23 protein-coding genes, 1 other RNA gene and 1 riboswitch are annotated in these 24,865 nt (G+C 59.0%); of the genes, 12 read left to right on the top strand and 12 right to left on the bottom strand.

The annotated features are described in order from the left end of the window. Position 1: 1 nt before the first annotated feature. A complete protein-coding gene (locus tag ACSZPK_RS17860) occupies positions 2–472 on the top strand; it encodes an HPP family protein (protein ID WP_437882819.1) in 471 nt (156 codons plus the stop codon). Between the two features lie 15 nt (positions 473–487). Here the strand turns inward: ACSZPK_RS17860 and ACSZPK_RS17865 are convergent, their stop codons facing one another. From ACSZPK_RS17865 to ACSZPK_RS17875, 3 genes are all read right to left on the bottom strand, one after another. Next, the gene (locus ACSZPK_RS17865; RefSeq protein ID WP_437882820.1) at positions 488–1,432 is read right to left on the bottom strand and encodes a LysR family transcriptional regulator; all 945 of its coding nucleotides are present in this window, start codon (positions 1,430–1,432) and stop codon (positions 488–490) included. Between the two features lie 242 nt (positions 1,433–1,674). Beyond that, the gene (mntP, locus tag ACSZPK_RS17870; protein WP_437882821.1) at positions 1,675–2,238 is read right to left on the bottom strand and encodes a manganese efflux pump MntP; all 564 of its coding nucleotides are present in this window, start codon (positions 2,236–2,238) and stop codon (positions 1,675–1,677) included. 8 nt (positions 2,239–2,246) lie between these two features. Beyond that, positions 2,247–2,418, bottom strand: a riboswitch (yybP-ykoY riboswitch). Between the two features lie 143 nt (positions 2,419–2,561). After that, positions 2,562–3,908, bottom strand: a complete 1,347-nt coding sequence (locus ACSZPK_RS17875) for an OprD family porin (protein WP_437882822.1) — start codon at positions 3,906–3,908, stop codon at positions 2,562–2,564. Between the two features lie 304 nt (positions 3,909–4,212). Between ACSZPK_RS17875 and ACSZPK_RS17880 the strand changes: the two genes are divergently transcribed. Further along, positions 4,213–5,373: a DUF1624 domain-containing protein gene (locus ACSZPK_RS17880; RefSeq protein WP_437882824.1), complete on the top strand. Its 1,161-nt coding sequence runs from the start codon at positions 4,213–4,215 to the stop codon at positions 5,371–5,373. Between the two features lie 101 nt (positions 5,374–5,474). Here the strand turns inward: ACSZPK_RS17880 and ACSZPK_RS17885 are convergent, their stop codons facing one another. After that, complete coding sequence (locus ACSZPK_RS17885) at positions 5,475–5,822, bottom strand: cupin domain-containing protein (RefSeq protein ID WP_437882825.1); 348 nt, start codon at positions 5,820–5,822, stop codon at positions 5,475–5,477. A 157-nt stretch (positions 5,823–5,979) separates the two neighbouring features. Between ACSZPK_RS17885 and zapE the strand changes: the two genes are divergently transcribed. From zapE to ACSZPK_RS17900, 3 genes are read left to right on the top strand one after another with little or no spacing between them, the layout of a single operon-like run. After that, positions 5,980–7,101: a cell division protein ZapE gene (zapE, locus tag ACSZPK_RS17890; protein WP_437882827.1), complete on the top strand. Its 1,122-nt coding sequence runs from the start codon at positions 5,980–5,982 to the stop codon at positions 7,099–7,101. A 45-nt stretch (positions 7,102–7,146) separates the two neighbouring features. Beyond that, entirely contained in the window at positions 7,147–8,073 is a 927-nt protein-coding gene (locus tag ACSZPK_RS17895) for an ABC transporter ATP-binding protein (RefSeq protein ID WP_437882829.1), read from the top strand. Further along, the gene (locus ACSZPK_RS17900; protein ID WP_437882831.1) at positions 8,070–8,831 is read left to right on the top strand and encodes an ABC transporter permease; all 762 of its coding nucleotides are present in this window, start codon (positions 8,070–8,072) and stop codon (positions 8,829–8,831) included. The genes ACSZPK_RS17895 and ACSZPK_RS17900 overlap by 4 nt, the downstream gene beginning before the upstream one ends. Positions 8,832–8,872: 41 nt before the next feature. Here ACSZPK_RS17900 and ACSZPK_RS17905 read toward each other — a convergent pair whose 3' ends face one another. Beyond that, entirely contained in the window at positions 8,873–9,136 is a 264-nt protein-coding gene (locus tag ACSZPK_RS17905) for a hypothetical protein (protein ID WP_437882833.1), read from the bottom strand. Between the two features lie 343 nt (positions 9,137–9,479). On the opposite strand from ACSZPK_RS17905, the gene ACSZPK_RS17910 reads away from it, so the two are divergent. After that, entirely contained in the window at positions 9,480–11,126 is a 1,647-nt protein-coding gene (locus ACSZPK_RS17910; protein WP_437882835.1) for a glucan biosynthesis protein, read from the top strand. Between the two features lie 45 nt (positions 11,127–11,171). Here the strand turns inward: ACSZPK_RS17910 and nfsB are convergent, their stop codons facing one another. Both nfsB and ACSZPK_RS17920 read right to left on the bottom strand, forming a co-directional pair. Continuing rightward, entirely contained in the window at positions 11,172–11,825 is a 654-nt protein-coding gene (gene nfsB, locus ACSZPK_RS17915; RefSeq protein WP_437882837.1) for an oxygen-insensitive NAD(P)H nitroreductase, read from the bottom strand. Positions 11,826–12,104: 279 nt separating this feature from the next. After that, positions 12,105–12,434, bottom strand: a complete 330-nt coding sequence (locus ACSZPK_RS17920) for a DUF2790 domain-containing protein (protein WP_437882839.1) — start codon at positions 12,432–12,434, stop codon at positions 12,105–12,107. Between the two features lie 40 nt (positions 12,435–12,474). Here ACSZPK_RS17920 and ACSZPK_RS17925 point away from each other — a divergent pair, with 40 nt between their 5' ends. Continuing rightward, positions 12,475–13,413 carry a LysR family transcriptional regulator gene (locus tag ACSZPK_RS17925; protein WP_437882841.1) on the top strand — a complete coding sequence of 313 codons (939 nt, stop codon included), beginning with the start codon at positions 12,475–12,477 and terminating at the stop codon, positions 13,411–13,413. Here ACSZPK_RS17925 and ACSZPK_RS17930 read toward each other — a convergent pair. Further along, positions 13,403–15,412, bottom strand: a complete 2,010-nt coding sequence (locus tag ACSZPK_RS17930) for a TonB-dependent receptor family protein (protein ID WP_437882843.1) — start codon at positions 15,410–15,412, stop codon at positions 13,403–13,405. The two genes, ACSZPK_RS17925 and ACSZPK_RS17930, sit on opposite strands and share 11 nt — an antisense overlap. A 156-nt stretch (positions 15,413–15,568) precedes the next feature. Between ACSZPK_RS17930 and ssrA the strand changes: the two genes are divergently transcribed. Both ssrA and ACSZPK_RS17940 read left to right on the top strand, forming a co-directional pair. Beyond that, positions 15,569–15,926: a transfer-messenger RNA gene (gene ssrA / locus ACSZPK_RS17935) on the top strand. A gap of 186 nt (positions 15,927–16,112) precedes the next feature. Beyond that, a complete protein-coding gene (locus ACSZPK_RS17940; RefSeq protein ID WP_437882845.1) occupies positions 16,113–17,366 on the top strand; it encodes an integrase domain-containing protein in 1,254 nt (417 codons plus the stop codon). A gap of 90 nt (positions 17,367–17,456) precedes the next feature. Here ACSZPK_RS17940 and ACSZPK_RS17945 read toward each other — a convergent pair whose 3' ends face one another. Further along, a complete protein-coding gene (locus tag ACSZPK_RS17945; RefSeq protein WP_437882847.1) occupies positions 17,457–17,915 on the bottom strand; it encodes a helix-turn-helix domain-containing protein in 459 nt (152 codons plus the stop codon). 1,112 nt (positions 17,916–19,027) lie between these two features. Here ACSZPK_RS17945 and ACSZPK_RS17950 point away from each other — a divergent pair. From ACSZPK_RS17950 to ACSZPK_RS17960, 3 genes are all read left to right on the top strand, one after another. Continuing rightward, the gene (locus tag ACSZPK_RS17950; RefSeq protein ID WP_437882849.1) at positions 19,028–20,443 is read left to right on the top strand and encodes a YfjI family protein; all 1,416 of its coding nucleotides are present in this window, start codon (positions 19,028–19,030) and stop codon (positions 20,441–20,443) included. Between the two features lie 98 nt (positions 20,444–20,541). Then, the gene (locus ACSZPK_RS17955) at positions 20,542–21,522 is read left to right on the top strand and encodes an integrase domain-containing protein (RefSeq protein WP_437882851.1); all 981 of its coding nucleotides are present in this window, start codon (positions 20,542–20,544) and stop codon (positions 21,520–21,522) included. After that, positions 21,519–21,791, top strand: coding sequence for a hypothetical protein (locus tag ACSZPK_RS17960; RefSeq protein ID WP_437882853.1), 273 nt, complete (start codon positions 21,519–21,521; stop codon positions 21,789–21,791). The genes ACSZPK_RS17955 and ACSZPK_RS17960 overlap by 4 nt, the downstream gene beginning before the upstream one ends. Before the next feature lie 148 nt (positions 21,792–21,939). Here ACSZPK_RS17960 and ACSZPK_RS17965 read toward each other — a convergent pair whose 3' ends face one another. The 3 genes from ACSZPK_RS17965 to ACSZPK_RS17975 form a co-directional block, all read right to left on the bottom strand. Then, positions 21,940–22,407, bottom strand: coding sequence for a hypothetical protein (locus ACSZPK_RS17965; RefSeq protein WP_437882854.1), 468 nt, complete (start codon positions 22,405–22,407; stop codon positions 21,940–21,942). Positions 22,408–22,495: 88 nt separating this feature from the next. Beyond that, on the bottom strand, positions 22,496–23,038 hold the full coding sequence (locus ACSZPK_RS17970) for a hypothetical protein (protein ID WP_437882856.1): 543 nt from the start codon (positions 23,036–23,038) through the stop codon (positions 22,496–22,498). A 93-nt stretch (positions 23,039–23,131) separates the two neighbouring features. Then, positions 23,132–24,733, bottom strand: coding sequence for a DUF4435 domain-containing protein (locus ACSZPK_RS17975; RefSeq protein WP_437882858.1), 1,602 nt, complete (start codon positions 24,731–24,733; stop codon positions 23,132–23,134). Positions 24,734–24,865: the final 132 nt, after the last annotated feature.

The following is a 24,865-nucleotide window of genomic DNA, read 5'->3' on the forward strand; positions in this document are numbered from 1 at the left end:
CGTGGCGCTCTCGACGTCAGCCGTCGGTAGCGCCGCACGCGGCCGGGCGATCAACATCCTGCTGGCAGGGCTGGGCGTGTTCGTGGGGCTGGGCGCCGTGGGTGCCCTGGCCCACTTCACGGGCAATGCCTGGGTCATGGGATCGTTCGGTGCGTCGTGCGTCTTGCTGTTCGGCTTTCCCGACGGGCCGTTCTCGCGTCCCCGCAACCTGATCGGCGGGCATCTGATTTCCTCCACCGTCGGCCTGGCGTGCCTGCATCTGCTGGGTGGCGATTGGTATTTCATGGCACTGGCCGGTGCGCTCGCGGCGATGCTGATGATCGCCAGCGACACCGTGCATCCGCCAGCCGGCAGCAACCCGGTGATCATCTTCCTGGCGCAGCCAGGCTGGGATTTCCTGCTGTTGCCGACCCTGGCGGGCGCGTTGGTCCTGCTGGTGGTCAGTTGGGGCTATCGCAAAGCCAGGCGTTGAAAGCACCTGTCACGGTCAGGACGCGACCGTGACAGGCATTCGCTTGGCGATTTCCGGCAAGAAACTATCCGCCCAGGCCTGCAGGTCGAGGCTGTCGAAGCTGCGCAAGGCGGCTTCGAGCAGGGGGCCCTGCACGGATTGGTCGCGCACGATCAGGCCGATGTCCCGTTGCAGGCCGGGAGACAGTGGACGGACGCATAACTGCCCGACGATATCCGCCTGACACAAGATGCTGTGCGGCAGGATGCTGTAGAAGCCTGCGTGGCGAATGTGCGCGCAGAGGGCTGTCAGCGAGTCGGTCTCTACCTGTGGACGGATAGTCAGGGCCTTGGTCGCGAACACGTCGTCGATGCCCCGGCGGCATTGCAGGTTGGTGGTCAGCATGCACAAGGGCAGGGCGCTGACCTGCTCCCAGGACACGGGTTCGGTCGAGTCGAACATCGTTTCACTGGCGGCGACCAGCACGTAGTGTTCGCGCAGCACCGTACTGGCGCTGTAGTTGGCCAGGCGCTGGTCGTCCATGTAGCTCAGGCCCAGGTCCAGTTCGAACTCGTTGATCTTGCGCAGGATCTCTTCGGCGGACAGCGTATGGATCTCATGGCGCATGCGCGGATAGCGGCCCAGGCAGCATTGGGTGAGCATCGGCACCAGTGGCAGCGCGGCCGGGATCACCCCCATGCGCAGCACGCCGACCGGGTCGTTCTCGTCGGCGCGGGCGTCCTGGCGCAGTCCTTCGCAATCGGCCAGCACGCGACGGGCCCAGGCCAGCACGCGCTCGCCGTCCTTGGTGAAGCCTTCGAAGCGTCGTCCACGCTGCACGATGACGATGCCCAATTCCTCCTCGATGCTGCGGATCGCCCCGGAAAGCGCCGGTTGGGAGACATGGCAGGCCGCGGCGGCACGGCCGAAGTGTTTTTCCTGGGCCAGGGCGACGAGGTAATTCAGTTGTCGGATGAACATGGCAGTGAACTCCAGGTTCGAGGCTTGGTGGCCGACACATCACGGCTGCCGCGCTCGGGCGACGCTGTTGTTGTTCTAGCGTGCCTGGAAGGTTGGCTCGGGCACAGGGGGCAGTATCGCTATATTCATATGCATATAGCGAGAGGTATCGAGTGGCTCTCGAGAGGATGGGGGATTTGCCTGGCGGCCCCGGGGAGCACAAATGAATGCTCCATCCAGGCCCGCCAACGGCGCTCAGGCCATCAGCCTGCGAGGTGTTCGTAGAGAATGGTGACGCCGACCAGCATCAGCACGATGCCGCCGATGATCTCGGCACGTTTGCCAACCATGGTGCCGAGTACGCGGCCGAGCATCACGCCGATGGTGACCATGGTCATGGTCGCCAGGCCGATGGCCAGGGCCGCGACGAAGATGTTTACGTCGACGAAGGCTAGGCCCACGCCGACTGCCAGGGCGTCGATGCTGGTGGCGAAGGCGGTGACGGCGAGCACCAGGAAGGAGTGCTGGTTGGGTTTTTCCTCTTCTTCGTCATCGTGCTTCACGCCGTTGTAGATCATGTGCAGGCCCAGGATGATCAACAGGGTGAAGGCGATCCAGTGGTCCCAGTTCTGCACGAAGCGGGACGCGACGTTACCGATACCCCAGCCGATCACTGGGGTTATGGCTTCGATCACGCCAAATATCAGGCCTGTTCGCAGCGCCTCGGTCAGCTTGGGTTTATGCAGGCTCGAACCTTTGCCGATGGCTGCCGCGAAGGCGTCCGTCGACATGGCCATGGCCAGGAAAAGAAGGGAAATCAGGCTCACGGGTTACTACCAGCCGGGCTATGAGTACAGCGACATACCCACGCGCCCGACTTTAGGCATGGATAGGTCGCTGGTCTCACCAACCGCGAGCGGTGTCCGTACCATGGCAACAAGCCAAGAATGTTGATACGAACGCTGCGCAAAGCATGCCGCAGCAGGTTACTCCCCAACGAAGGCGGGCATCATATCAAGGTGCTGTTGAAAAAGCATGACAAGGCTTACGACTTTTGGCCGTGCCGTGCGCCTCCTGCTTGACCATGCGCGCAGTCGAAGGCAGTGCGCACAGGCCATGAAATGAATGTGTGTTGCCCTGCCCTCGTCGCCTAGAATTCGCCGCCAAGCGGGTATTCGACCGCCACCCGGATCTGCTCGCCATCGAGTTCCGCCTGGGCGGTATTCGCCCGATGCAGGTTGTGCTGCACCGACAGGGCCAGGTTCTTGGCGACGCCGCTCTGCATCACGTAACGCGCCAGCAGGTCGCGCTCCCAATGCCTGCCGCCTTTGCCATAGCCCAGGTAGGCGTAGCCGCCGCTTGGATCGACATGCGTGCCATCGATGCCGCTGCCCCGTATGTATGCCGCCCTCAGGGTCAGGCCCGGTATGCCGAAGCGGGCCATGGCCAGGTCGTAGCGCACTTGCCAGGACTGTTCGTTGGGTGCGTTGAAGTCGGACATCTGCACCGAGTTGCCGATGAAGATCGCGCCACGGGTTACGTAGTCGAACGGTGTATCGCCGTCGACATGCTGGTAGATCAGGCTCAAGGCGTGCGGGCCATTGGCGTAGCGGCCCATCAGGCTCCAGGTGGTGTTGTCGATCTTGCCGGAGTAAGCCTTGCCGGTATTGGTGGTGCGATACAGGTTCAGGTCGAAGGACAGGTTCTGTGCGTCGTCCAGCGCTTGGCTGAAGGCGAGGTTCAGGTAGTGCTGGCGCCAGCTGGCCTCGTAGACCGAGGTGTAGAGACTGGCACTGAGGTTTTCGATGCCGCCGTACACCGCGCCAGCCAGGTCGAAATGCTTGCCTTGGCGGCCGTTAGAGTACGTCACCACGAAGCCGCGATCATGGCTGGAGGCGTTGCGGTCGGTGCTCTCGGTGAAGTGTCCGGCGACCAGCTTGAGCTCGTCGATCTCGTTGCTGGTGAGAAAAAAGCCGGTGGCGGTTTCTGGCAACAGGCGGCTGTCGGACGAACTGAACAGCGGCGTTTTCACCCGCTGTTCGCCGTAGCTGAGTACGGTCGAGGAGACGCGCAGCTTCAGCGCGGCGCCCGCGCGTGCATAGTCGTCTTTCGGCTCGCCCGCGTTGTCGAGGCTGAGCAGCCGTGCCTTGCCGGTGCGGCCGCCACCGCTGTCCAGCTTGAGACCGTAGTAGGCGTGGGCATCCACACCGACACCGACAGTGCCCTGGGTGAATCCCGATTGAAAGGTGCCCATCAGGCCGTAGGCCCATTCCTCGGCGTAGCCATTGTGCTCGCTGGCCGCTTTGTAGGTGTTGCGTGCCGAGCCGTTGCGCCCGCCGTTACGGTATTCGCGGTTGTCGTAGACGCTACGGTTGAGCAGGTTCCATGTGCCGTCTTCGAGGAATCCGTTGGCCTGCTCCTGGGCCGAACGGGCGACGGCCTCGGTGCACAGGGTCATGAGTGCTGGCAGTAAGGCCAGCCGGCCGAGCGTGTACATGGCGATTTCCCTGCTGCGCGATACGGTCGATGATCTGTTTGAAGCGGTCCTCGGCCCAACTGCTCGGGCTTGTGGCAACGGCGGGCGTGCCGGCCTGGACCAGCATGACCATCGCCAGGCTCCCGGGAGGTTCTCCCCGTGACATCGCTGGAGCAGGCTCGGCGCCTACCGTTGTGGTGTAACGCTCATGGCCGGGCGTTATCGGATGTGCTTGATTCATATGTTATACGGTAACTACTATTTCCAGTGCTTTGAAATGGCTCATCCAGCCTGATCGTTCACCTTTCGTATTGCGAACCCCTCGATGTCTCAAACCCCTTCATCCCCGGGCGCGGTCCGCCTGCTGTCCATCGACGCCCTGCGCGGCCTGGTTATCCTGTTCATGTTGTTGGATCACGTGCGCGAAACCTTCTTTCTGCATCGTCAGGTCAGCGATCCCATGGACGTGGCCGGCACAGAGCCCGCGCTGTTCGTCAGCCGTACCCTGGCGCATCTGTGCGCGCCGGTGTTCGTGTTGCTAACCGGCCTGTCGGCCTACCTGTTCGGCGAGAAGTACCAGGGCAAGGGCGACGTCAGTGCCTTTCTGTTCAAGCGCGGCCTGTTTCTGGTGGCGCTGGAGTTCACCCTGGTCAGCTTTGCCTGGACCTTCCAGTTCCCGCCAACCGTCATCTACATGCAGGTGATCTGGGCCATCGGCCTGAGCATGCTGGCGCTGTCGCTGCTGGTCTGGTTGCCGCGCGGGGCGCTGCTGGTGCTGAGCGTGGCGATCATCGCCGGGCATAACCTGCTCGACGGCGTGCATTTCGGCCCCGAGTCGCCGTTGCATGTGGCGTGGATGGCGTTGCACGAGCGCGGCTGGATCGAAGTAACCGAAAGCTTGCGTCTGCGCCTGTCGTACCCGGTGCTGCCATGGATCGGGGTGATCGGCCTGGGCTATGTCATCGGCCCGTGGTTCGGTCGGGGTGCCGATGCGCTGGTACGCCAGCGACGCCTGCTGGCCTGCGGAATAGCTGGCCTGTTCGGTTTCTCTGTGCTGCGCCTGATCAATACCTACGGCGAGCAGCCCTGGCAGGTCGCCGATACGACGGTGCAGACGTTGATGAGCCTCTTCAACATCACCAAGTATCCCCCGTCACTGCTGTTCCTGACCCTGACCCTGAGCATCGGCCTGTTGCTGCTGCGTGGCTTCGAGCGTGTCGGCGAGCGTCGCTGGATCACCGTGCTGGCGGTGTTCGGTTCGGCGCCGATGTTCTTCTACCTGTTGCACCTGTATGTGTTGAGGGTGCTGTACCTGATCGCCGTGGCGGCGTTCGGCCTCGATCAGGGCACCTACTTCGGTTTCGACTCCGTCGCCGCCGTGTGGCTGGCGGCATTGTTGCTGGCCGTGGCGCATTACCCGCCGGTGCGCTGGTTTTCCGCGTTGAAGGCACGGCGCCGGGATATTGCCTGGTTGAAGTACCTGTGAGTCCCGACGCCTGATGCAGTCGCATGCCAGCCGTTGCCTATCAGGACCTGATGGCACCGCTGCTGCGTGGCTCTACCAGGAAGAGCGCTGCGTAGGCCGGATCAGGCGAACACGAAGTACTTGCGCACCGTCTCGACCACTTCCCAGGTGCCTTTCATGCCGGGCTCGACCACGAAGATGTCGCCGGCCTTCAGGTGGATTGGCTCCAGGCCGTCCGGGGTGATGATGCAGTAGCCTTCCTGGAAGTGGCAGTACTCCCACTTCACGTACTCGACGCGCCATTTGCCGGGCGTGCAGATCCAGGTACCCATGATCTTGCTGCCGTCATCGGAGGTGTAGGCATTGAGGTTGACGGTGTGCGGCTCGCCCTCGATGCGTTCCCATTTGCAGGCGTCGACGACCGGAAGGGGTTGGGTATCGCGCAGTACGGTGATCGGTTTGTTGGCCATGGGGCTGCTCCTGAAGTGACACGCAAAAATGGCGTTCACCATAGGTCGGCGGTGCGCTGCGCGGATGTCTGGGGTCGACATCGGTCTATCTATTCGCGCTATGTGCCGGGGCGCAGCGCGCTGTACCCTGTGGCACTTTCGTCCGTCAGGTCCGAACATGCCCGCCGCCACGCCGTCTCCCATGAATGCCTACCAGCACGCGCTGGCCTCGGGTTTTGCCGTCGATGCGGCGCAACTGCGGGCGGTCGAGATCCTGGAGCGCTGCCATCAGGCGCTGCACGCCGGAGTCGAGACCCCGGGCGTCTACTTGTGGGGCCCGGTCGGGCGCGGCAAGACCTGGTTGATGGACTGCTTCCAGCGCAGCCTGCAAGTGCCTTCGCGGCGCCAGCATTTCCATCACTTCATGCGCTGGGTACACCAGCGCCAGTTCCAGCTCAGCGGTACGGCCGACCCGTTGCGCGCCCTGGCCCGCGAACTGGCGAGCGAGGTGCGGGTGCTGTGCTTCGACGAGCTGTTCGTCAGCGATATCGGCGATGCCATGCTGCTCGGGCGCCTGCTGCTGGTGATGTTCGAGGAAGGCGTGGTGCTGGTGGCGACCTCCAACCAGCCGCCCGAACAATTGTATGGCGACGGTTTCAACCGCGAGCGTTTCCTGCCGGCCATCGAAGCCATCGGCCGGCATATGCAGGTGGTCTCGGTGAATGGCGAGCAGGATCATCGCCTGCATCCGGGCGCCTTGCAGCAGCGTTACTGGCAGGCCCGGGCCGATCGGCCCAGCGCGTTGGCCAGCGTGTTCGAGCAACTGGCCGACGGGCAGGGCGTGTCCCGGGAACCCATCGAACTCGGCCATCGCCAGGTGCCGGTGGTACGGCGCAGCGACAACGTGCTGTGGTGTCGTTACGCCGACCTCTGCCAGTTGCCGTTGGCCGCGCTGGACTTCATCGCCTTGTGCGACCGTTTCGCCCACGTGCTGCTCAGCGAAGTGCCGCGACTGGGTGGCCGGCAGCGCGAGGCGAAGATCGCCCGTGGCACCGAGGATGGTGTCGAGCGGGTGGTCGCCGGTGATCGCGAGCTGCCGGCGCTGGCCAAGAGCGACGACAGCGTGCGGCGTTTCATCGCCCTGGTCGACGAGTGCTACGACCGGCGCATACCGCTGTATCTTGAGGCCGAGGTGCCCATGGAGGCGCTGTACGCAGAGGGTTACCTGGCGTTTCCGTTCCGCCGCACGTTGAGCCGGCTGCGCGAGATGCAACAAGCACGATACGGCCAACCGATCTGACTGTTCGGTCTACAATGGCGCCTTTCCTTCAGACGAGGCGTCAACGTGCAATCAGCCATCTCGGTTGAGAACCTCACCAAAACTTACGCGTCGGGCCATCCCGCGCTGAAGAGCATCAACCTTGAGATTCGTCACGGTGAAATCTTCGCGCTGCTCGGCCCCAACGGCGCGGGCAAGACCACCCTGATCAGCATCATCTGCGGCATCGTCAACCCGGGTAATGGCAAGGTGCTGGTCGCCGGCAAGGAGATCCGCGCCGACTACCGCGCGGCGCGCTCGCAGATCGGCCTGGTGCCCCAGGAACTGGTCAGCGACGTGTTCGAAACCGTCTGGGCCACGGTCAAGTTCAGTCGTGGCCTGTTCGGCAAGAAGCCCGACTCGGCTTACCTCGAACGGCTGCTGCGCGACCTGTCGCTGTGGGACAAGCGCGACGCCAAGATCTACGAACTGTCGGGCGGCATGAAGCGCCGGGTGATGATCGCCAAGGCGCTGTCCCACGAGCCGTCGATCCTGTTCCTCGACGAGCCCACCGCGGGCGTCGACGTCGAGTTGCGCCGCGACATGTGGGAAATGGTGCGGCGCCTGCGCGAACGTGGCGTGACCATCATCCTCACCACCCACTACATCGAGGAGGCCGAGGAAATGGCCGACCGCATCGGCGTGATCCGCAAGGGCGAGATCATTCTGGTCGAGGACAAGGACGTGCTGATGCGCAAGCTCGGCAAGAAGCAGCTCAGCGTACAGCTCAAGCAACCGCTGGGCGCGATTCCCGAGGCCCTGGCGGGTTATCCCCTGGAACTGGCCGATGGCGGCCATGCCCTGGTGCTGACCTTCGACTCGCAGCACGAGCACACCGGCATCGCCGAGCTGCTGCGCGATCTCGACCGCAACGGCATCGATTTCAAGGACCTGCAATCCAGCGAAAGCTCGCTGGAGGATATTTTCGTCAACCTGGTGAGGGCGTCGGCATGAACCTCTATGCGATTCGCGCCATCTACCTGTTCGAACTGCACCGCACCTGGCGCACCCTGTTGCAGAGCATCGCCACCCCGGTGATTTCCACGTCGCTGTACTTCGTGGTGTTCGGCTCGGCCATCGGTTCGAGCATGACCGAGGTCCAGGGCGTGAGCTATGGCGCGTTCATCGTGCCGGGCCTGATCATGCTGGCGCTGTTGACCGAGAGCATTTCCAACGCGTCGTTCGGCATCTACATGCCCAAGTATTCGGGGAGCATCTACGAGTTGCTCTCGGCGCCGGTGTCGTTCTTCGAAATCCTCGTCGGCTACGTTGGCGCGGCGGCGACCAAGTCCATCGTGCTGGGCCTGATCATCCTCTTCACCGCGCGGCTGTTCGTCGATTTCGAGATCGCCCATCCGGCGGTGATGCTGTTGTTCCTGGTATTGACGGCGGTGACCTTCAGCCTGTTCGGTTTCATCATCGGCATCTGGGCGACCGGTTGGGAAAAACTGCAGGTGGTGCCGGCGCTGATCATCACGCCGCTGACCTTCCTCGGCGGCAGCTTCTACTCGATCAGCATGCTGCCGCCGCTGTGGCAGAAGCTCACCCTGTTCAACCCGGTGGTGTACCTGATCAGCGGTTTTCGCTGGAGCTTCTACGGTGTGGCGGACGTCAGCGTGTGGGTCAGCATCGGCATGACCCTGGGCTTCCTGCTGCTGTGCATCGCCGTGGTCGCGTGGATCTTCAAGAGCGGATACAGGTTACGCAGCTAGCGGGAAGCCGACAGAATCCGGCCTGTCGGCTCCCGGCCGGTTCAGTTGTTGGCACTCTGGAACAGATCACGCCCTTCATTCAGGCTCTGGTCGACCAGCCAGCGGCCATGGGCCAGGGAGGCGCGCTGGGCCTTGTCCAGGTCTTCGAGGAAGGCGTGTTTCACTGGCAGGGCGATGCGTTTGGTGGTGCGCCCGTCTGGTGTGGTGATATGCACACCGCCGGCCCAGGGCGTGGGAATGCCAGGGTGTTCGATGACATCGGCGGTAACGGTGTAGTCGCGATGGACACATTGCTTGAGGGACATGGGATCTACCTCGCTGCGAGTGCCGTCACGGACGCGATGCCCGCGTGCGGCGTGGGTCGGTTGGCCTGTCAGCTATAGCACGCTCATGCCAGGACGGCGCGAGGGCCGATGAAAGGCCCTGCTATTAACGACGGTGAGCGGGCCAGGGAGTTCCCGGATAGCTTCCGCTCCTGGCCGATGGCGATCCGGCGTGCACCAGGCCTTGCGTGGCCACGGCAGCTTATCTACGTACGGCATGACGTTCATCCCGTTACAAACTGCAGACGGAACCATGTGGAAATCGCGGCCCTCTGTTATAGGCTTTTCGCCGCCCCATGCAGACACCATGTTTTTAGGGATGCCCATGCATAGACGTAACCTCCTCAAAGCCTCCATGGCGCTGGCTGCCATGACCGGGCTGCCGGCCAGCCTGATGGCCGTGCAAAGCTTCGCTGCCACTGCCGACGGCGAGGCCGAACCCTTCGATTTCAAGCAACTGCAGGCCCGCGCCAAGCGCATGGCTGGCAGTGCGTACAAGAGCACCGCCGAGGTGCTGCCCGAGACCCTGGCGAAGATGAGCCCGCAGCAATTCAACGCCATCCAGTACGACCCGCGGCATTCGCTGTGGAACGAGCTGGGTGGGCAGTTGGACGTGCAGTTCTTCCACGTTGGCATGGGCTTTCGCCAACCCGTGCGCATGCACGCGGTCGATCCCCGGACCCGCGTGGCCCGCGAGGTGCATTTCCGTCCCGATCTGTTCGAGTACGGCAAGAGCGGGGTGGACGTTTCGCAACTCCAGGGCGACCTGGGCTTCGCCGGGCTCAAGGTGTTCAAGCAGCCGAACATCGACAAGTACGACGTGGTTTCCTTCCTCGGCGCCAGCTACTTCCGTGCCGTGGATAACACCGGCCAGTACGGCCTTTCCGCCCGTGGCCTGGCCATCGATACGTTCAGCGACAAGCCGGAGGAATTCCCCGACTTCATCGAGTTCTGGTTCGAGACACCGGCCAGGGACGCCACCCATTTCGTGGTCTATGCCTTGCTCGATTCGCCGAGCGCGACCGGTGCCTATCGCTTCGACATCGACTGCCAGGAAACCCAGGTGGTGATGACTGTCGATGCCCACATCAACGCGCGCAAGGCGATCAAACAACTTGGGGTCACGCCGATGACCAGCATGTTCGCCTGCGGTGGCCACGAGCGGAAAAAATGCGATTTCATTGCCACGGCGATCCATGACAGCGACCGCCTGTCCATGTGGCGCGGCAATGGCGAGTGGGTCTGCCGTCCGTTGAACAATCCGGAAAAGCTGCAGTTCAACGCCTTCGCCGACAACAGCCCGAAAGGCTTCGGCCTGGTGCAGTCGGACCATGATTTCAAGTCCTTCCAGGACACCGTGGTCTGGTACAGCCGCCGGCCCAGCCTGTGGGTCGAGCCGACCACCCAGTGGGGCGAGGGCAGCATCGATCTACTGGAGATTCCCACCACCGGGGAGACCATGGACAACATCGTCTGCTTCTGGAGCCCCAAGCAGGCGATCGAGCCCGGCACAGCGCTGAACTTCGGCTACAAGCTGTACTGGGCCGCGCTGCCGCCGGTCAGGCCGACCCTGGCGCAAGTGCAGGCTACCCGGTCCGGCATGGGCGGCTTCACCTTGGGTTGGGCTCCGGGCGAGCATTGGCCGAAAGAGTGGGCGCGGCGCTTCGCCATCGACTTCACTGGCGGCCCGTTGCAGACGATGGACTGGAGGGAGGCCATCGAAGTGGTGGTGGACGCCTCCCACGGCCAGGTCAAGGACTACAACATCCTCGCCCTGCATCCCGAACTTATCGGCTTCCGCGCCCAGTTCGACTGGGTGCCGACCAGCGACAGCGTCGAGCCGGTGAACATCCGCGCCTACCTGCGTCGTGCCGACAACAAGGAGGCGCTCAGCGAAACCTGGCTGTACCAGTATGTCCCGCCTGCTCCCGAGGAGCGCCGCTACCCGGATTGGCCGAGCGACAGGAAATAACCGTATTGGTCGTTCCCATGCTCTGCGTGGGAGCGATCAATGCGATCAGAGGCGGGTAATCACGACTTCTTCGCTCAGGCGCGATTTCGGCAGGGTGGCGTTGAAGTCCTTGTCGCTGCGATAACCCAGGCTGACCAGCACCAGGCTGGTGAAGCCCTTGCCGCGCAGGCCCAGTTCCTCATCCAGCTTGCGGAAGTCGAAACCCTCCATCGGCGTGGCGTCGATACCTTGCTCGGCAGCGGCCAGCAATAGCGTGCCAAGGGCCAGGTAGGTCTGCTTTTCCATCCAGTGCTGCAGGTCTTTCTGCTCATAGCGGTGCAGGCTCACATAGCTGCGGCGGGTGTTGTCCTGGGTGGCCCTGGCGCCATCGTTGGCGAAGCGGCCATCGGCGCTCTCTTGCTCCAGCACGGCATTCAGGTGGTCTTCGGTCATATCGGTGCGAGTGCACAGCACGACGACATGAGAGGCGTTGAGCACCTTGGGCTCGTTGTAGGCGAAATTGGCGTCGGTGCCCTTGGCGATGCGTGCCTTGCCTTCATCGGTGGACGCCACCACGAAATGCCAGGGCTGCGAGTTCACCGAGGATGGGCTGTGGCGCAGCAGGTCGAGCAGGTCATCGATGGTTTCCTGCGGGATCTTGCGGTTCGCGTCATAGGCCTTGGTGGTGTAGCGGGTTTTCGCTGCGCTGGAGAGGCTCATGTTCAGTCCTGTGATCGGTTCGTTCGGGTCGATTAGGTTACCGCAAGCGAGCGCCGCACAAGACAGGTGAATTAAAAAGTGCCCGGCAACCAGAGCGGGGGACTCGTATGGCGGCTGCCGGACCAGGGTGGAGAGAACGGAGTCAGCCGTTCATTGATTTCGTCTGGCAGGCCGGGGCTGGAGTTCCAGTTGTTTCGTGGGCGGTAATACGAGGGAGGGAGCGCGGCGATGGAAGGAAGGAGATTTATCGCGCCTCGCCGCGGGGCGCATGGGGAGGGCTTAACCGAGGCAGCCGCCCATCACTTTGTAGTTGAGGGTATGAACCTGGCCTTGGCTGTCCTCATAAACCATGGTGGCCTGTTCGAGCTTGCAGCTATCGGGGATCTGGCTGGTGGAAATCACATGCTTGATATCCAGATTCATGCCGTACTCATAGGTAACCGCCGGCTCGCTGCTTGCATCGGCCGTCTGGGTATCGGCTGCCGCTGCGCTGCCAGCGATCAGCATCAGGGCCAGGGCAAAGGGTTTATTGATCATGGTGGCGTCCTCTTTTGGCTTGGTACGGTGCCATTTTATTCCTTTGATATTGGCAACAAAGATACCTTTCATGGATTAACCTTTACCTATTGCGTAGCAATAGGAGGCATCCATGGATTTGATCAACGGCATGCGCGTGTTCGTCCGCGTGGTGGAAAGTGGCAGCTTTACCGCGGCGGCCAATTCCCTCGACCTGTCCAATGCCCAGGTTTCGCGGCTGGTGGCCGACCTGGAGGCGCATCTGCAAGCCCGCTTGCTGCAACGCACCACCAGGCGACTGATGCTGACCGAGTCCGGCGAGCGCTTTCTGCTGCGCTGTCGGCAGATTCTCGGGGAAGTGGAAGAGGCGACGGTCGAGGCGCGCGGCGCTCACCTCAAACCCAGCGGTCGCCTGCGTATTCATTGCATGAACGGCCTGGGCATCCTGATCACGCCGCTGATCGCGCGGTATAACCAGCTTTACCCGGAGGTCGCCTTCGACCTGACCCTGTCCCAGCACAACCCCGACCCGCTGGAGGAAGGGCATGACGTGGTGATCTCCGTCACCCAGGCATTGCCGGACTCACAGATGGTCGCCTTGCCGCTGGGGCGGTTCTACAGCGTGCCATGCGCCTCGCCGGCTTATCTGGCCGCGCATGGCATACCGAGCGAACCCCGCCAGTTGGAGGGTCACTGTTGCCTGCATCTGCAGGACTTCGTCCATGGCGGCTGGTCGTTCAGCGATGAGCGTGGGGAATACGTAGTGATGCCGGGCCAGACCTTTCGCTGCAACGTCGCCGAGTCGGTGGCCAAGGCGTCGCAGGCTGGAATGGGCATCAGCCTGCTGCCGTTCTATACCGTGACCCAGTTCCTTCGCGAAGGTCACCTCAAGCGCTTGCTACCGAGCTACCGGCTGCGCGAGCGGGAAATCCATGCGGTCTACCCGTCGCGTCGCTTCCTCGACGCCAAGGTGCGGACCTGGGTCGACTTCCTCAAGGTGGAGTTGCCGCTGATGTTCGCCGAGCACGAGGCGGTGGTCGACGACCCGCGGCACTGGGCGATCAGAAGCTGAGTTTCACGCCTGCGTAGAGCGTACGGCCAGGCGCGGGCTCGTAGTAGAAGCCGTTGCTGTCGTTGATGCGCAGGTTGTCGTAGTAATCGCGGTTGAACAGGTTGTCCAGGCCTACGTAGGGTTCGAAGGTCTGCCCCTGCCAACTGAAGCGAGCACCGAGACGCGCATTGACCAGCGCATAACCTGCCACCCGTGCCTGGTTGGCGTTGTCGGCGTATTGATGACCGAAGGCTTGCACGTTGACGCGGGTGTACCAGGCCTCGGCGTCATAGGCCAGTTCGCTGAACAGCGTCTGGCGGGGAATGCCGGCGATGCGGTTGCCGTCATAGTTTCCGGCCGTGGTGGTGAAGTCGGTGAAGCGATAGCGGTTGTAGCTGTAGGCCGCGGACCAGCGCCAGCGCTCGCTCGACTGCCAGTCCAGGCTGGCTTCGAGGCCGTCGCGGCTGGATTTGCCGGCGTTGGTGTAGTAGGTCGAGCTGCCGATGGTGTAGGGCACCAGCTCATCTTCCAGGCGCATGCTGTACAGGGCGATCTCGTAGTGGACATTCGGCCACTCCCCCTTCAGGCCAATCTCCCGGTTGACCGCGTCGGCCGAGCCAAGTGAGGTGTTGAAGCCGCCACTCGTGGGATTGGCCAGTTCGTTGGTGGTCGGGGTTTCGAACGAGGTCGCATAGCGCCCGTAGATCACATGATGGTCGTCGAGCTGGTAGCTCAAGCCCCAGCTGTAGTTCCAGTCGCTCAGGGTTTGCTTGTCGGAGTTGTCGCCGTCCGACAGGTAATGGTCTTCCACTTTGAGTAGAACGCTGTCGCGGCGTACGCCCAGCGTCATCAGCCAGCGATCGGCCAGGGTTATCTCATCTTCGAGGAAAATGCCCCGGCTTTCGGCGCGTTCCCGTTGCTCCAGAGTCAACGCGCCGGTCTCACCGCTGAGGTTGGTATGACGATCACGGTCATCGCGCTGCGATTCGAGATCCACTCCGCCGGTGATCTTCTGCGGCAGGCCGAACCAGTTCGCATGGTGGGTGTATTGCGCGCCTACGCCTGCAAACAGACGGTCGTAGCTGGTCATGCCACGGTTGCTGATCGGCAGTCGGTTACCAAAGTTGCGCTGGCCCACGTAGCTGCGCACCTGATAGGTATCGGGTCCACCGGTGTAGCCTTCCCAGAGTACTGCCAGGCGCTGCTGGCGGATTCGCTCGTCGGAGTCGTACTGGAGCACGGCCGGGCGGACATTGCTGCGGCTGGCTTTCACCTGCGCCAGACTGAGTGCGCCCGGATCTTCAGAGCGGTTATCCAGGGCGTTGAGGTTGATACCCAGCCGCCCCGCCTCCGTCTGCCAGCGCACCTTGCCGGTCAGGCTGTTGGCCTCGGCTCGGCCGTGATCGCGAAAACCGTCCAGTTGCGTGGAGTTGAAGGCCAGCAGGCCGCCCAGGTTGCCGACCGTTCCGCTGGTCTCGGCCCGGGTACGGCGGTAACCCAACTCGCCGGCGCTGATGTCCACCGCGCTATAAGGCTCGACGCCAGGCTCGCGTGTCTGGATTGCCAGCACACCACCGGCGGCGTTGCCATAGATGGTCGACGCCGGGCCGCGAATCACTTCGATGCGTTCGACCAGACCGCTGTCCACACCGTCCATTTCCGTCTGCCCATCGGGCATGGTCAATGGCACGCCATCCACCAGCACGCGCACGCCGCGTACACCAAAGCTGGAGCGCGAACCGAAGCCTCGAATCGACAGGCGCATGCCCTGGGCCGCGTTGTAACGGCTCTGCACCACCGTGCCGGGGACCGGTGCGAGCAAGGTGTCCAACGTCAGCGATTGCTCGCCTGGCTTTTCCGAAGCGTCCACGGCGCTGATCGAGATAGGCGATTGCAGCCAGTTGGTCGTGGTGCGTGGCGACGTGATGATCAGCGAATCCAGCTCAGTGGCGGTTTCCGCCATGGCATGGGGTGTGATGGCGGCAGTCAGCAGGGCAAGGGCGAAAGGCGTTCTTTTCATAAGGTTCCGATCCGATGGCATCGAGGCAGGCGCGAGTCCGACGCGGGGCCTCATAATGACGGAAAAACGCACCATGACAATCCTCATTGCGGAGGAGGTCGACGCTTGCGGGCGATTGCCGTACACTGCTCGTCCAACCTCGCGAGAGCGTTGCTCGGGGCCGATTAGGATTCGACGCCGGTAACAAAACTTGAGGGGCATGCCGAGTAGGTGACAGTTCTCGTAAATCAGCTGCCACAACTTTATAGTTGCCAACGACGACAACTACGCTCTAGCCGCCTAAGTGCCGCTAGCTGACCCTAGGGGATGCCTGTAAACCCGACGATTAGGTCAGTCAGATAGAACAGGATCGCCGCCAAGCTCGCTGCAGGTGTAACGGCTAAAACTCATGCAGCTCGCTCCAAGCACCCTGCCACTCGGGCGGCGCGGAGTTAACTCAATAGAGATGGCTAAGCATGTAGAACCGATAGCGGCGAACTGGCGGACGGGGGTTCAAATCCCCCCGGCTCCACCACTACAACATCTAAAGACGTCCACGGACGTCTTTTTTTGTGCCTGAAACCCAGTAAATACGGGGCTTTCAGCGCCATCAAGGCTTTTTGACATCCACCGAGTTCCGACCGTTCGGGTATTCCAAGTGGTATTCCAAGCCCTCTGAGGCTAATCTTTGGAATACCAAAAAGCGCCTGAGGTAGATCTCATGCCTGCTCCAGCCCTCCGCCTCTCAGACCGACAACTCAAGGCAGTCAAACCGGCGTCTAAGGATTACGTCCTTACCGACGGTGACGGTTTGCAGCTCCGCGTACGCAGCAACGGCTCGCTGCTGTGGAACTTCAACTACCGCGAACCGGTGACCAAAAAACGAATAAACATGGGCTTCGGGACCTACCCCGAACTGTCACTGGCGAACGCACGAAAGATGGCCGTCGAAGCTCGCGAGCTGCTCGCACGGGGCATCGATCCCAAGGTGCAGCGCAGCACGCTGAATGAAGCAAAACGAGCCGAGAACGAACATACCTTCGAGAACGTCGCCCTCGCCTGGTTCGAACTGAAGAAAGACTCGGTTACTCCGGCCTACGCCGAGGACATCTGGCGCTCGCTCGCACTGCACGTGCTGCCGAGCATGAAGAGCACACCGCTGATAAAGATCACCGCGCCCATGGTGATCGAACTGCTTCGTCCGCTCGAAGCCAAAGGCAGCCTTGAAACGGTTAAGCGGGTCACCCAGCGGCTCAACGAAATCATGACCTATGGCGTTAACACCGGGCTGATCTTCTCCAACCCGCTCAGCGGTATCCGAGCGGTATTCAAGAAACCGAAAAAAGAGAATATGGCCGCGCTACCGCCTGAAGAGTTGCCAGAACTCATGATGGAAATCGCCAACGCCAGCATCAAGCGCATCACCCGCTGTCTGATCGAATGGCAGCTGCACACCATGACTCGCCCCGCAGAAGCAGCGACCACCCGCTGGGCCGATATCGACTTCGAAAAGCGCCTGTGGACCATCCCGGCTGAGCGCATGAAGAAACGTCGCCCGCACACCATCCCACTGACAGATCAGGCACTCGCACTGCTAGAAACGGTGAGACCGCTCAGCGGCAAGAGGGAGCATGTATTTCCTGCCGACAGAAATCCGCGCACTCACGCCAACAGCCAGACCGCCAACATGGCGCTCAAGCGCATGGGGTTTCAAGACCGCCTGGTCAGCCATGGCTTGCGCTCCATGGCCAGTACCATTCTCAATGAGAACGGCTGGGACCCTGAGCTGATCGAGGTCGCACTGGCCCACGTCGACAAGGATGAGGTACGCAGCGCCTACAACAGGGCTGCCTACATCGAACGTCGGCGACCAATGATGGCTTGGTGGAGCGAGTACATTCAGCAGGCGGCCACTGGAAACCTGTCCGCCTCGGCGATCAATGTCAGCAGGGATCGGCAAACCTCTCAGGCCTGAGCAGTAGTTTGCCGAGAGGAATAGGATCGAAAGCAGCTTTTAGTAGCTGCTTTCGTACTGCTCAGACAATCAAGCTTCGTCGTGGATGCCTCATTCGTAGCCCAGCTCCTGTGCCTGAGCCGTAATCTCATCCAGGGCGGAGTGACTCTCGGCTTCTCGTTGTGATTTGTATGCCACTACATCTGCAAATTTGACCCGGCGATGACGCCCCGTCTTCGTATGCGGGATCACTCCCTCATCCAACAGTTTCACCAAGTGAGGTCGAGAGACGTTGAGCAGGTCAGCCCCTTGCTGAGTGGTCAATTCAGCGTGGATAGGAACAACCTTGACGGAATTGCCCAGTGCAAACTCGTTGAGAATTTCTCCAAGCAAGCGGAGTGCAGATGTTGGCAGCTCAACGGTTTGACGATGCTGATCAGCGCTCACCAGCTCAATGCGCTGGGTTTCCAGCTTGGAAGACAGAAAGACGGCCAGCTGTCGACTTGACTCTGCAGCCGCAGCAATTTCGCGATCATCTGGGAGAACGATGCGAGTGAGGTCGGCGGTCATGGCTTTCTCCAAGGTTCTGATGCAGCTGTGTGCTGGCTCTATCTGGCCAACATATATTCGAAATAAACGAAACGCCACTCGAAGCACAAGCAGCTCCAGAAATTAATCAGCGACAGATATTGGTCACGTCACCGCATCGCACTCAACGCTACTCCCCTGCCAAAGCTGCTAGTCCGCTAGATCCCCTGCCGTTCGTGGCTCGCAGACCATTAGCGCGCTTTTATAGCTGCTAGACCACTGCGCCTGTCAGGCCTTTACGTCTCAGCCCACCAAAGCGGGGAGGCTCCGCATCCCCACTTTGGCGGGCTCACATTTGAAAAGCCGACGAACAGCCATTCGTCCAGGCAGAACCACTAATGGCCAGGCAATTACAGCTCGGTTTGGTCGACGCTCTGCAGGGCAGCGAACCACCTTGACCCGCGCCGATCATGCGCGTTAGAACGAACCCGCAAAGTGCTGTCGTCGACAGCAAGCCCAGGCAGTCAGAACCTTTGAGGCTGCGCCACGTTGTGGTGGTTCACTCCCCAAGCACGATCAGCATCCGGCGGTGCGTGCGATCACTACCCATGTGATGGATGCCCTTCTACCTCGATTGCCACTGCGGCAATACCTCCTACTTCGCTGCTCTGCAGCAACCTATCCGCTTGGCACTTTTCCAGGGCCAACCTTCGTCCGTCTCTTTTCCCAGGAAAGAGACGGACGCTCACCATCCTGCTGCAACCCAGGCCACATGGGGCTCTGCCGCAACTCACCTCGTGACAATCAGCATGACAAATCGATTGGACACGCATCGCTTTAACGCTCGCGACAGTGCAGCAGCCCGCTCAGGCTGCACCTGACTGACGGTCAGGCACGCCCTGCTCGCCGCATTAGAGCAAGTCACCCGCCCATGGTCTCGCGGCACCGGTCTAGTCAGCCGTTGCAGCCTCTACCCGCCCGTCTGCGTGCAGACGCCAGGAGGCAGATCAATGGGATGCCCACGCTCCCGGTCGTAAGGAGCCGCTTGTCCAGCGTGATCGGACACCCTCACAGGCCGCAGGGGCCTTTATCCCTGATAACACTCAGCATGCGTGGCGGGAATGTGAGGGCAAGCGAACAGGAGACAGACATCGATGATGACCAGAGAAATGCTGCAAGATCCGGCACCGCTGTTCGGACGTCGCCCGTCAGTACGCTACCCGGTCCATGCCCTGGGTCATATCCTCGGCCCGGCCGCCGAGCGCATGGCAGAGGTCATCTGTGTTCCGCCAGCTCTGGCTGCACAGTCTCTGCTGGCGACCAGTGCCCTGGCGGCGCAACCGCATTTCAATGTTCACCTCGATGGCCGCGTGTACCCGTTGTCACTGTTCCTGCTCACCATGGGCGACAGTGGCACCCGAAAAAGCTCCAGTGATCAGCAGGCCACTGCACCTGCAGAGGCGTGGGAAGAGAAACAGTGGAAGCAGCTCACCGCCGATACCAGGAAGACCAGGGTTGGCAGCCACGCCCAACGCATGACTGCAGCAGGTGTCATGACGCAAGCAAAACAGCCACGCCTGATTACCAGCGAGCCGACCATCGAGGCTCTGATCAAGGGACTGTGCCAGGACTTCCCCAGCATGGGGCTGTTCAACAGTGAAGGCGGCCAGTTTCTGGGCAGCACCACCATGCAGAGAGATAACCGCCTGAAGGCCGTCACCACCTTTTCGAAACTCTGGGATGGCGACTACATTGATCGCGCCCGCTCGATGGCCGGTGAAAGTACACGCGCCTACCATCGACGACTCAGCATGCACCTGATGCTGCAGCCGTATCTGGGTGAAGAGTTGATGAAGGACAAGAAGCTCTTGGACCAAGGCTTTCTGGCGCGCTTCCTGATCACCTATCCGGAAAACCTGATGGGCAATCGTTTCTACAACGATACCAACCTGACTCAGGACGCCGATCTTCTGCGTTACCAGCAACGCATCACCACCCTGCTTGAACGCACCTGGCAGCTAGACATCGATGGGGCGCTGATGCCCGCGCCCATGCATCTGACCGACGAAGCCAAATACCTCTGGTGCGGCGTGAACGACGTGATCGAGTACGAGCTCAACTACGGCCGAGAGCTCTACGAGGCCCGGGCATTCGCCGCGAAGGCGCCGCAGAATACGCTGCGCATCGCCGGCGTCCTGGCCTGCATTGAAGAGTGCGAACAGATAGAGGCTGAGCACATCATCCGCGCGTCAGCCCTGGTCGCGTACTACATGCTCGAAGTACTGGACCTGCTCAAGGGCGACCATCACACCAAGATACGCAGGGATGCACATGAGCTCCTCGAATGGCTCATCGCTCATCGGCCCGAGCCCTTTCCGGCCTACCGCATCGCTCAAATCGGCCCGACCTGCTGCCGAACCAGCACTGACTACGCACGCAAGGTGCTCATCGAGCTGCAGATCCATCAGTGGGTATTTCTGAACGAGAAAAATCGCTACGAGTTCTGCGGCGAGCGCTATGTCACGCGCCCGTCGCCAGCTTGCGAACCGATAAAACCGCGCATTTTCTAGCAACCCTAGCAAGTCACCAACCGAGCTGAAGCTCAGCATTTGTGGGGACTCTAGCGGACTAGCAGGTTTTCCCCTCGAAGCGGACACCAGGAGCGCAGATGGCACTGATCGGCAAGCGCAACGGACGCAACTTCGGCTACGGCAGACAGATGAGCTATGCCGGTCCACAAGCCCTGAAAGACCTGTTCGGCCAAGGGCATCACGGTAGCGTCAAAGCGCACTCGGATCGTTGGAAAGCCTTTGCCGATTGGTGCCGCTCCGAGCAAGGCCCAGGCATCAACGATGCCCGGCAGATCAACAGACAAACCCTGCTCGAATATGCCCAGCACCTTAAGCAGAAAGTCAGCCAGGGCGACCTGGCCATCGCCACCGCGCATAACCGACTATCCAGCGTAAACCGCACCTTGGAAGCGATACGCGGTGATCGACAGGTCAGGCTCTCCAGCCCGAGCCAGGCACTGGGTATGCAGCGTTCGACGGTAAGAACCGAACCGCCCACAGGCCAGGATCGTGAGCAACTGCGACCACTGCTCCAAGCACTGGCTGATCAGCAGCAACAGCGCGTCAGCGCCATTCTACTGCTCGCACGCGAAACCGGCATGCGCCTACGCGAAGCCATCCTTGCCGACCTGCCACGCTTGTTTCGCGAAGCTGATCGACACGGCGCGATCAATATTCAGGATGGCACCAAGGGCGGTCGATCAGGCGCCTACGCGCCACGCTGGATCACCATGACGGGCCAAGTTCGAGCAGCACTAAATGCTGCACGCCAAGCCTCCCCCACGGGCAGCCGCAACTTGCTGAGCCGCGATGAGGACTACAAAACCTTCCTGCAGCATACCGTAAAACCGGACCGAGAAACCCTGCACGCCCATGGGCTGAAAGGCTTTCACGAACTGCGCGCCGCCTATGCCTGCGAACGTTACGAGCAGATCACCGGTTACTCGGCGCCCGTCAACGGTGGTGATGGATACCAGCAAAACCGCGAACTCGACCGAGCTGCCCGCCAGCAGATCAGCCTGGAGTTAGGCCACAACCGCATCGACGTGGTATCGGCTTATATCGGGGGCAGACGATGAGCAAGCCGTTCGACATGGAGCTGTTTCTACAAGGTGTACTGACCGGCTCACATGCCACACGGCAGCGACATATCAGGCAGGCGAAAACGATGCAGGCAGCGATTCAGAAACGGTTTGGACGAGACAACCCTTGGCGCTGGCAGCTCAAGCACTACAGATGGTTCGAGCAGCAATATCTTAAAGATCGCAGCGCCTCGACGCGGTATTACTATCAACTTACGGTACGCATCATACAAAGCAGATCAGACAAGCCTGCACGGAGAACATAGCAATAGTTCGGCTTCCAACACACTCAATGATCGTAGACCTTCAGTAAACATTTTTTGCGTCACCAATAATCACGAAAAGTGCGGGCTACCAAACCGGTGAGGATATTAGTCAGTCCCGGCGAACGAAGTGAGCGACTTTAGCGGATCGTTAGAGATTCACCCTTGCTCTACGCTGCATGTCTTTATGCCAGCCAGAAATTATCACGCATTCACCGTAAGCGATTATTCCATAAAGTATAAGATGTGCGACTTTCTCTATTTTAAAGCTTTCAGGCTCAGCGATTAGCCAGATCAAGGGGAAGGTAAGAAGTACGCCAGCTGCAACTCTTATGATACTTAGCGCTCCAGAACCTGCTTCATGGAGAACTGCCGTAATGATTCTCCATGTTTCTCTGGCCGAATCAGTTGGCTTCCAGATTAGCCAATTCAGACTACCAACAAGAAGAAAAGCCACAAACAACGATATTAAATAATACGTGAGAAAGTTATTGTTAGCTATCAAAGCTTTTGTCATTACTTCGAGGTTTTTAGCTCCGCCTAGCAAGTAGCTTGCTATCAGAGGTGTTCCTCCGAGTAGGAAAACTACAAAAGCTTCGGTTGTCAGGCGACTCTTCATAGGCAGGACTCTCTAACGCTTGGTTAAGGGGCGGGCTTTAGCCCTTCCCAGTGAGCGTGGTGATCGATTTGAACCAGTTGCTACATGACTACACGCGACCATAAAGAACATCATTGTGCGCTTCCCAATAGGCGCTCAAATCGAACGTTGTTTTGATTATCAAATCAATAATTTTGTCCAATGACTCTTTTGAGAACTGCATGTATTCTTGATGCATGCCGGATTTTGACATCTTCAACCTGACATAAGTATAACCTTCCTCGTCTGTGGTTTCCCAGTTTGCATGAACCACTAGGTTTCTGAGCCTGCCAGATTCTTTTAGATTATTTATTAGCTCGTCATAACCTTCAATTAACCTTGGTTGGCACGTATGAAAGTCGTCGCCGAATCTTTTTAGAAGCTCTACTTTAGCTGCATAGTTCATTTTGTTAAGAACTATTAGGCCTGTTGAGTCCGTGCGATCCGTGAAGTTTTCGCATAGAACGGAATCTAGCGCTGCCTCCAAGGAATTAAAATACATGACAATCAAACCGATATAAGTTAATGCCTCGTCGATATATTCTTCGGCCTTTCCCTCGTCTTCGACTTCGTGATAGAGATGTTGGACGAATTCCTTGAGCTTCGTTTTCATGGTTTCCGCTGACTCAAATAGGCATGTAACGTTTGGTTAAGGGGCGGGCTTTAGCCCGCCCCAGTGAGCAAAGCGAACGGTTTGAACCATTTGTTATACCGCAACCTCAAAAGTCGGAAGGTATCGACTAAGAACCAAGAGGACTTCTTCCATTTTCCTGTTTTTCGACATCCGCATTATGAGATTTACGTACTCTCCTTTTTTTAATCCTAAAACTTCACCAGCAAATGTGAGCAAGGATTTTCTGTTGTAAAGCTGTAGCATTTTTAGATAGTCGTTGCTAGCTATTGCGCTATCAAATTCATGTGCCACGGTTGCGTAAATTTTATCTATATTAACACTGCTTGTTACGAGATTGTACGAGGTTTTTATTTTTTCCAGTCCGTTAGCTTTGTCGTTGTAGGATAAAAGCTTATGGCGAATTTCTCCGGATACGCGCTTGGATATCTGTACGTCTAGTTCTTTTTGTAGCGACTCAACAATTTTAAATGTTATTTCATTTTGCTTTTCTTCGTGGTCGTGCTCAAGTGCCTCGCACGCGATCTTAACCATTTCAGGGAGGATAAATAGATTTTCAACTTCTGCGACATCTAAAACAAAGACGTTATGGTTTTTTAAATTGTCTATCTCGGCGTTAACTCGCCGATCACGATCAATTATTCCATATATTTTCTTATCATTTACCAGGCCTGACTCTTTCAACCCTTTGACGATTTGAATGACGTTTTCACAGCTGCCTTTTGGAAGGACAAGATAGTCTTTATAGAACAGGCTGTATAGTTGGAAGTCAAAGCTGTTAGGAGTTCCCTCAACAAATATTACAGAGGTTCTAGCACCAAGAACTTCAAGCACCAAGTCCTCAGGAAGGTTTTCGAACTCTGGCAGAGTTGACCAATCCCAGTCTTTGCCGTCGTAAGATTTCACCCATATTTTCTCAGAGCTGGATTTTTGTGCGGCAAAATCCAGATCATGAGTTATGTATACAAAAATACAGTCGCTTCTTTCGTTTTCTAAAACCGACCAAAGCTTAGAGTGTATTGATTTGTGCAGATGGAGTTCTGGCTCATCAATTACTAAAATTGAGTTGGCTTCGCTTGTTAGGCATTGCCCTATTAAGTAAAAAACAACACGCTCGCCATCGCTCATGTCTGACGCGTTATACTGGTCAGCGCTATTGTCAGATATTTTTGTTTTAATTCTACCTGCTTCTATAATTAGCTTTCTGTGCGGCAGAACTGCCTCCCATATAGTTTTAATTTTATGCAGAATTGAATTGTTTTCTGCAGCACGTCCTTCCGAGTGATCTAGGGTTTTTTGAAATAGCTCCGTGAATAAATACACCATGAGTTTGTCATAGTCATTCAGGAGGTATGTGAAGGGTTTTTGTCCCCATCGGTGACTTTTTTTCCAATGATCTGGACTGACCTTGACTTGCTTGACGTCTGCGTAGCCATATTTCAGGTCACACTCTGCTTCTTCAATTGCTGATGTATGGCTAAAATCAGGCATTGATAAAGATTTCTGAGCTGAAATTCTGCGGACTATATCCTTTTGACTGCTTTCTAATTCCAGCCAGGCTCCTAATCTTGTTTTGCCTGAGCCGTTCGCTCCGGTGATCACTACAGAAGAACTTACAGATAGATCGATGGTTTCATTTGTATTCCCGCTTTTGGGTAGATTAATGGAATCAATCATTTGGACCTCTCTGTTTTTTTGATTTGCGTTATAACGTTTGGTTAAGGGGCGGGCTTTAGGGATGGTCTGAAATAGCCCGGCATTTCCCGCCAAGTTCAGCCTTCGCCGATTTTGAAAGCAGGCAGTCGATCA

This window comes from Pseudomonas sp. LRF_L74 (assembly GCF_965644255.1).
Taxonomy (GTDB): Bacteria; Pseudomonadota; Gammaproteobacteria; order Pseudomonadales; family Pseudomonadaceae; genus Aquipseudomonas.

Excerpts from the sequence above, each read along its gene's own strand:
- nfsB (WP_437882837.1), bottom strand. The coding sequence starts at position 11,825 with ATGAGCCTCTCCAGCGCAGCGAAAACCCGCTACACCACCAAGGCCTAT.
- ACSZPK_RS17875 (WP_437882822.1), bottom strand. The coding sequence starts at position 3,908 with ATGTACACGCTCGGCCGGCTGGCCTTACTGCCAGCACTCATGACCCTG.
- ACSZPK_RS17900 (WP_437882831.1), top strand. The coding sequence starts at position 8,070 with ATGAACCTCTATGCGATTCGCGCCATCTACCTGTTCGAACTGCACCGC.
- ACSZPK_RS17945 (WP_437882847.1), bottom strand. The coding sequence starts at position 17,915 with ATGACCGCCGACCTCACTCGCATCGTTCTCCCAGATGATCGCGAAATT.
- zapE (WP_437882827.1), top strand. The coding sequence starts at position 5,980 with ATGCCCGCCGCCACGCCGTCTCCCATGAATGCCTACCAGCACGCGCTG.
- ACSZPK_RS17930 (WP_437882843.1), bottom strand. The coding sequence starts at position 15,412 with ATGAAAAGAACGCCTTTCGCCCTTGCCCTGCTGACTGCCGCCATCACA.
- ACSZPK_RS17880 (WP_437882824.1), top strand. The coding sequence starts at position 4,213 with ATGTCTCAAACCCCTTCATCCCCGGGCGCGGTCCGCCTGCTGTCCATC.
- ACSZPK_RS17940 (WP_437882845.1), top strand. The coding sequence starts at position 16,113 with ATGCCTGCTCCAGCCCTCCGCCTCTCAGACCGACAACTCAAGGCAGTC.
- ACSZPK_RS17885 (WP_437882825.1), bottom strand. The coding sequence starts at position 5,822 with ATGGCCAACAAACCGATCACCGTACTGCGCGATACCCAACCCCTTCCG.
- ACSZPK_RS17950 (WP_437882849.1), top strand. The coding sequence starts at position 19,028 with ATGATGACCAGAGAAATGCTGCAAGATCCGGCACCGCTGTTCGGACGT.
- ACSZPK_RS17970 (WP_437882856.1), bottom strand. The coding sequence starts at position 23,038 with ATGAAAACGAAGCTCAAGGAATTCGTCCAACATCTCTATCACGAAGTC.
- ACSZPK_RS17920 (WP_437882839.1), bottom strand. The coding sequence starts at position 12,434 with ATGAAAGGTATCTTTGTTGCCAATATCAAAGGAATAAAATGGCACCGT.
- ACSZPK_RS17965 (WP_437882854.1), bottom strand. The coding sequence starts at position 22,407 with ATGAAGAGTCGCCTGACAACCGAAGCTTTTGTAGTTTTCCTACTCGGA.
- ACSZPK_RS17960 (WP_437882853.1), top strand. The coding sequence starts at position 21,519 with ATGAGCAAGCCGTTCGACATGGAGCTGTTTCTACAAGGTGTACTGACC.
- ACSZPK_RS17955 (WP_437882851.1), top strand. The coding sequence starts at position 20,542 with ATGGCACTGATCGGCAAGCGCAACGGACGCAACTTCGGCTACGGCAGA.
- ACSZPK_RS17910 (WP_437882835.1), top strand. The coding sequence starts at position 9,480 with ATGCATAGACGTAACCTCCTCAAAGCCTCCATGGCGCTGGCTGCCATG.
- ACSZPK_RS17975 (WP_437882858.1), bottom strand. The coding sequence starts at position 24,733 with ATGATTGATTCCATTAATCTACCCAAAAGCGGGAATACAAATGAAACC.
- ACSZPK_RS17925 (WP_437882841.1), top strand. The coding sequence starts at position 12,475 with ATGGATTTGATCAACGGCATGCGCGTGTTCGTCCGCGTGGTGGAAAGT.
- ACSZPK_RS17865 (WP_437882820.1), bottom strand. The coding sequence starts at position 1,432 with ATGTTCATCCGACAACTGAATTACCTCGTCGCCCTGGCCCAGGAAAAA.
- ACSZPK_RS17905 (WP_437882833.1), bottom strand. The coding sequence starts at position 9,136 with ATGTCCCTCAAGCAATGTGTCCATCGCGACTACACCGTTACCGCCGAT.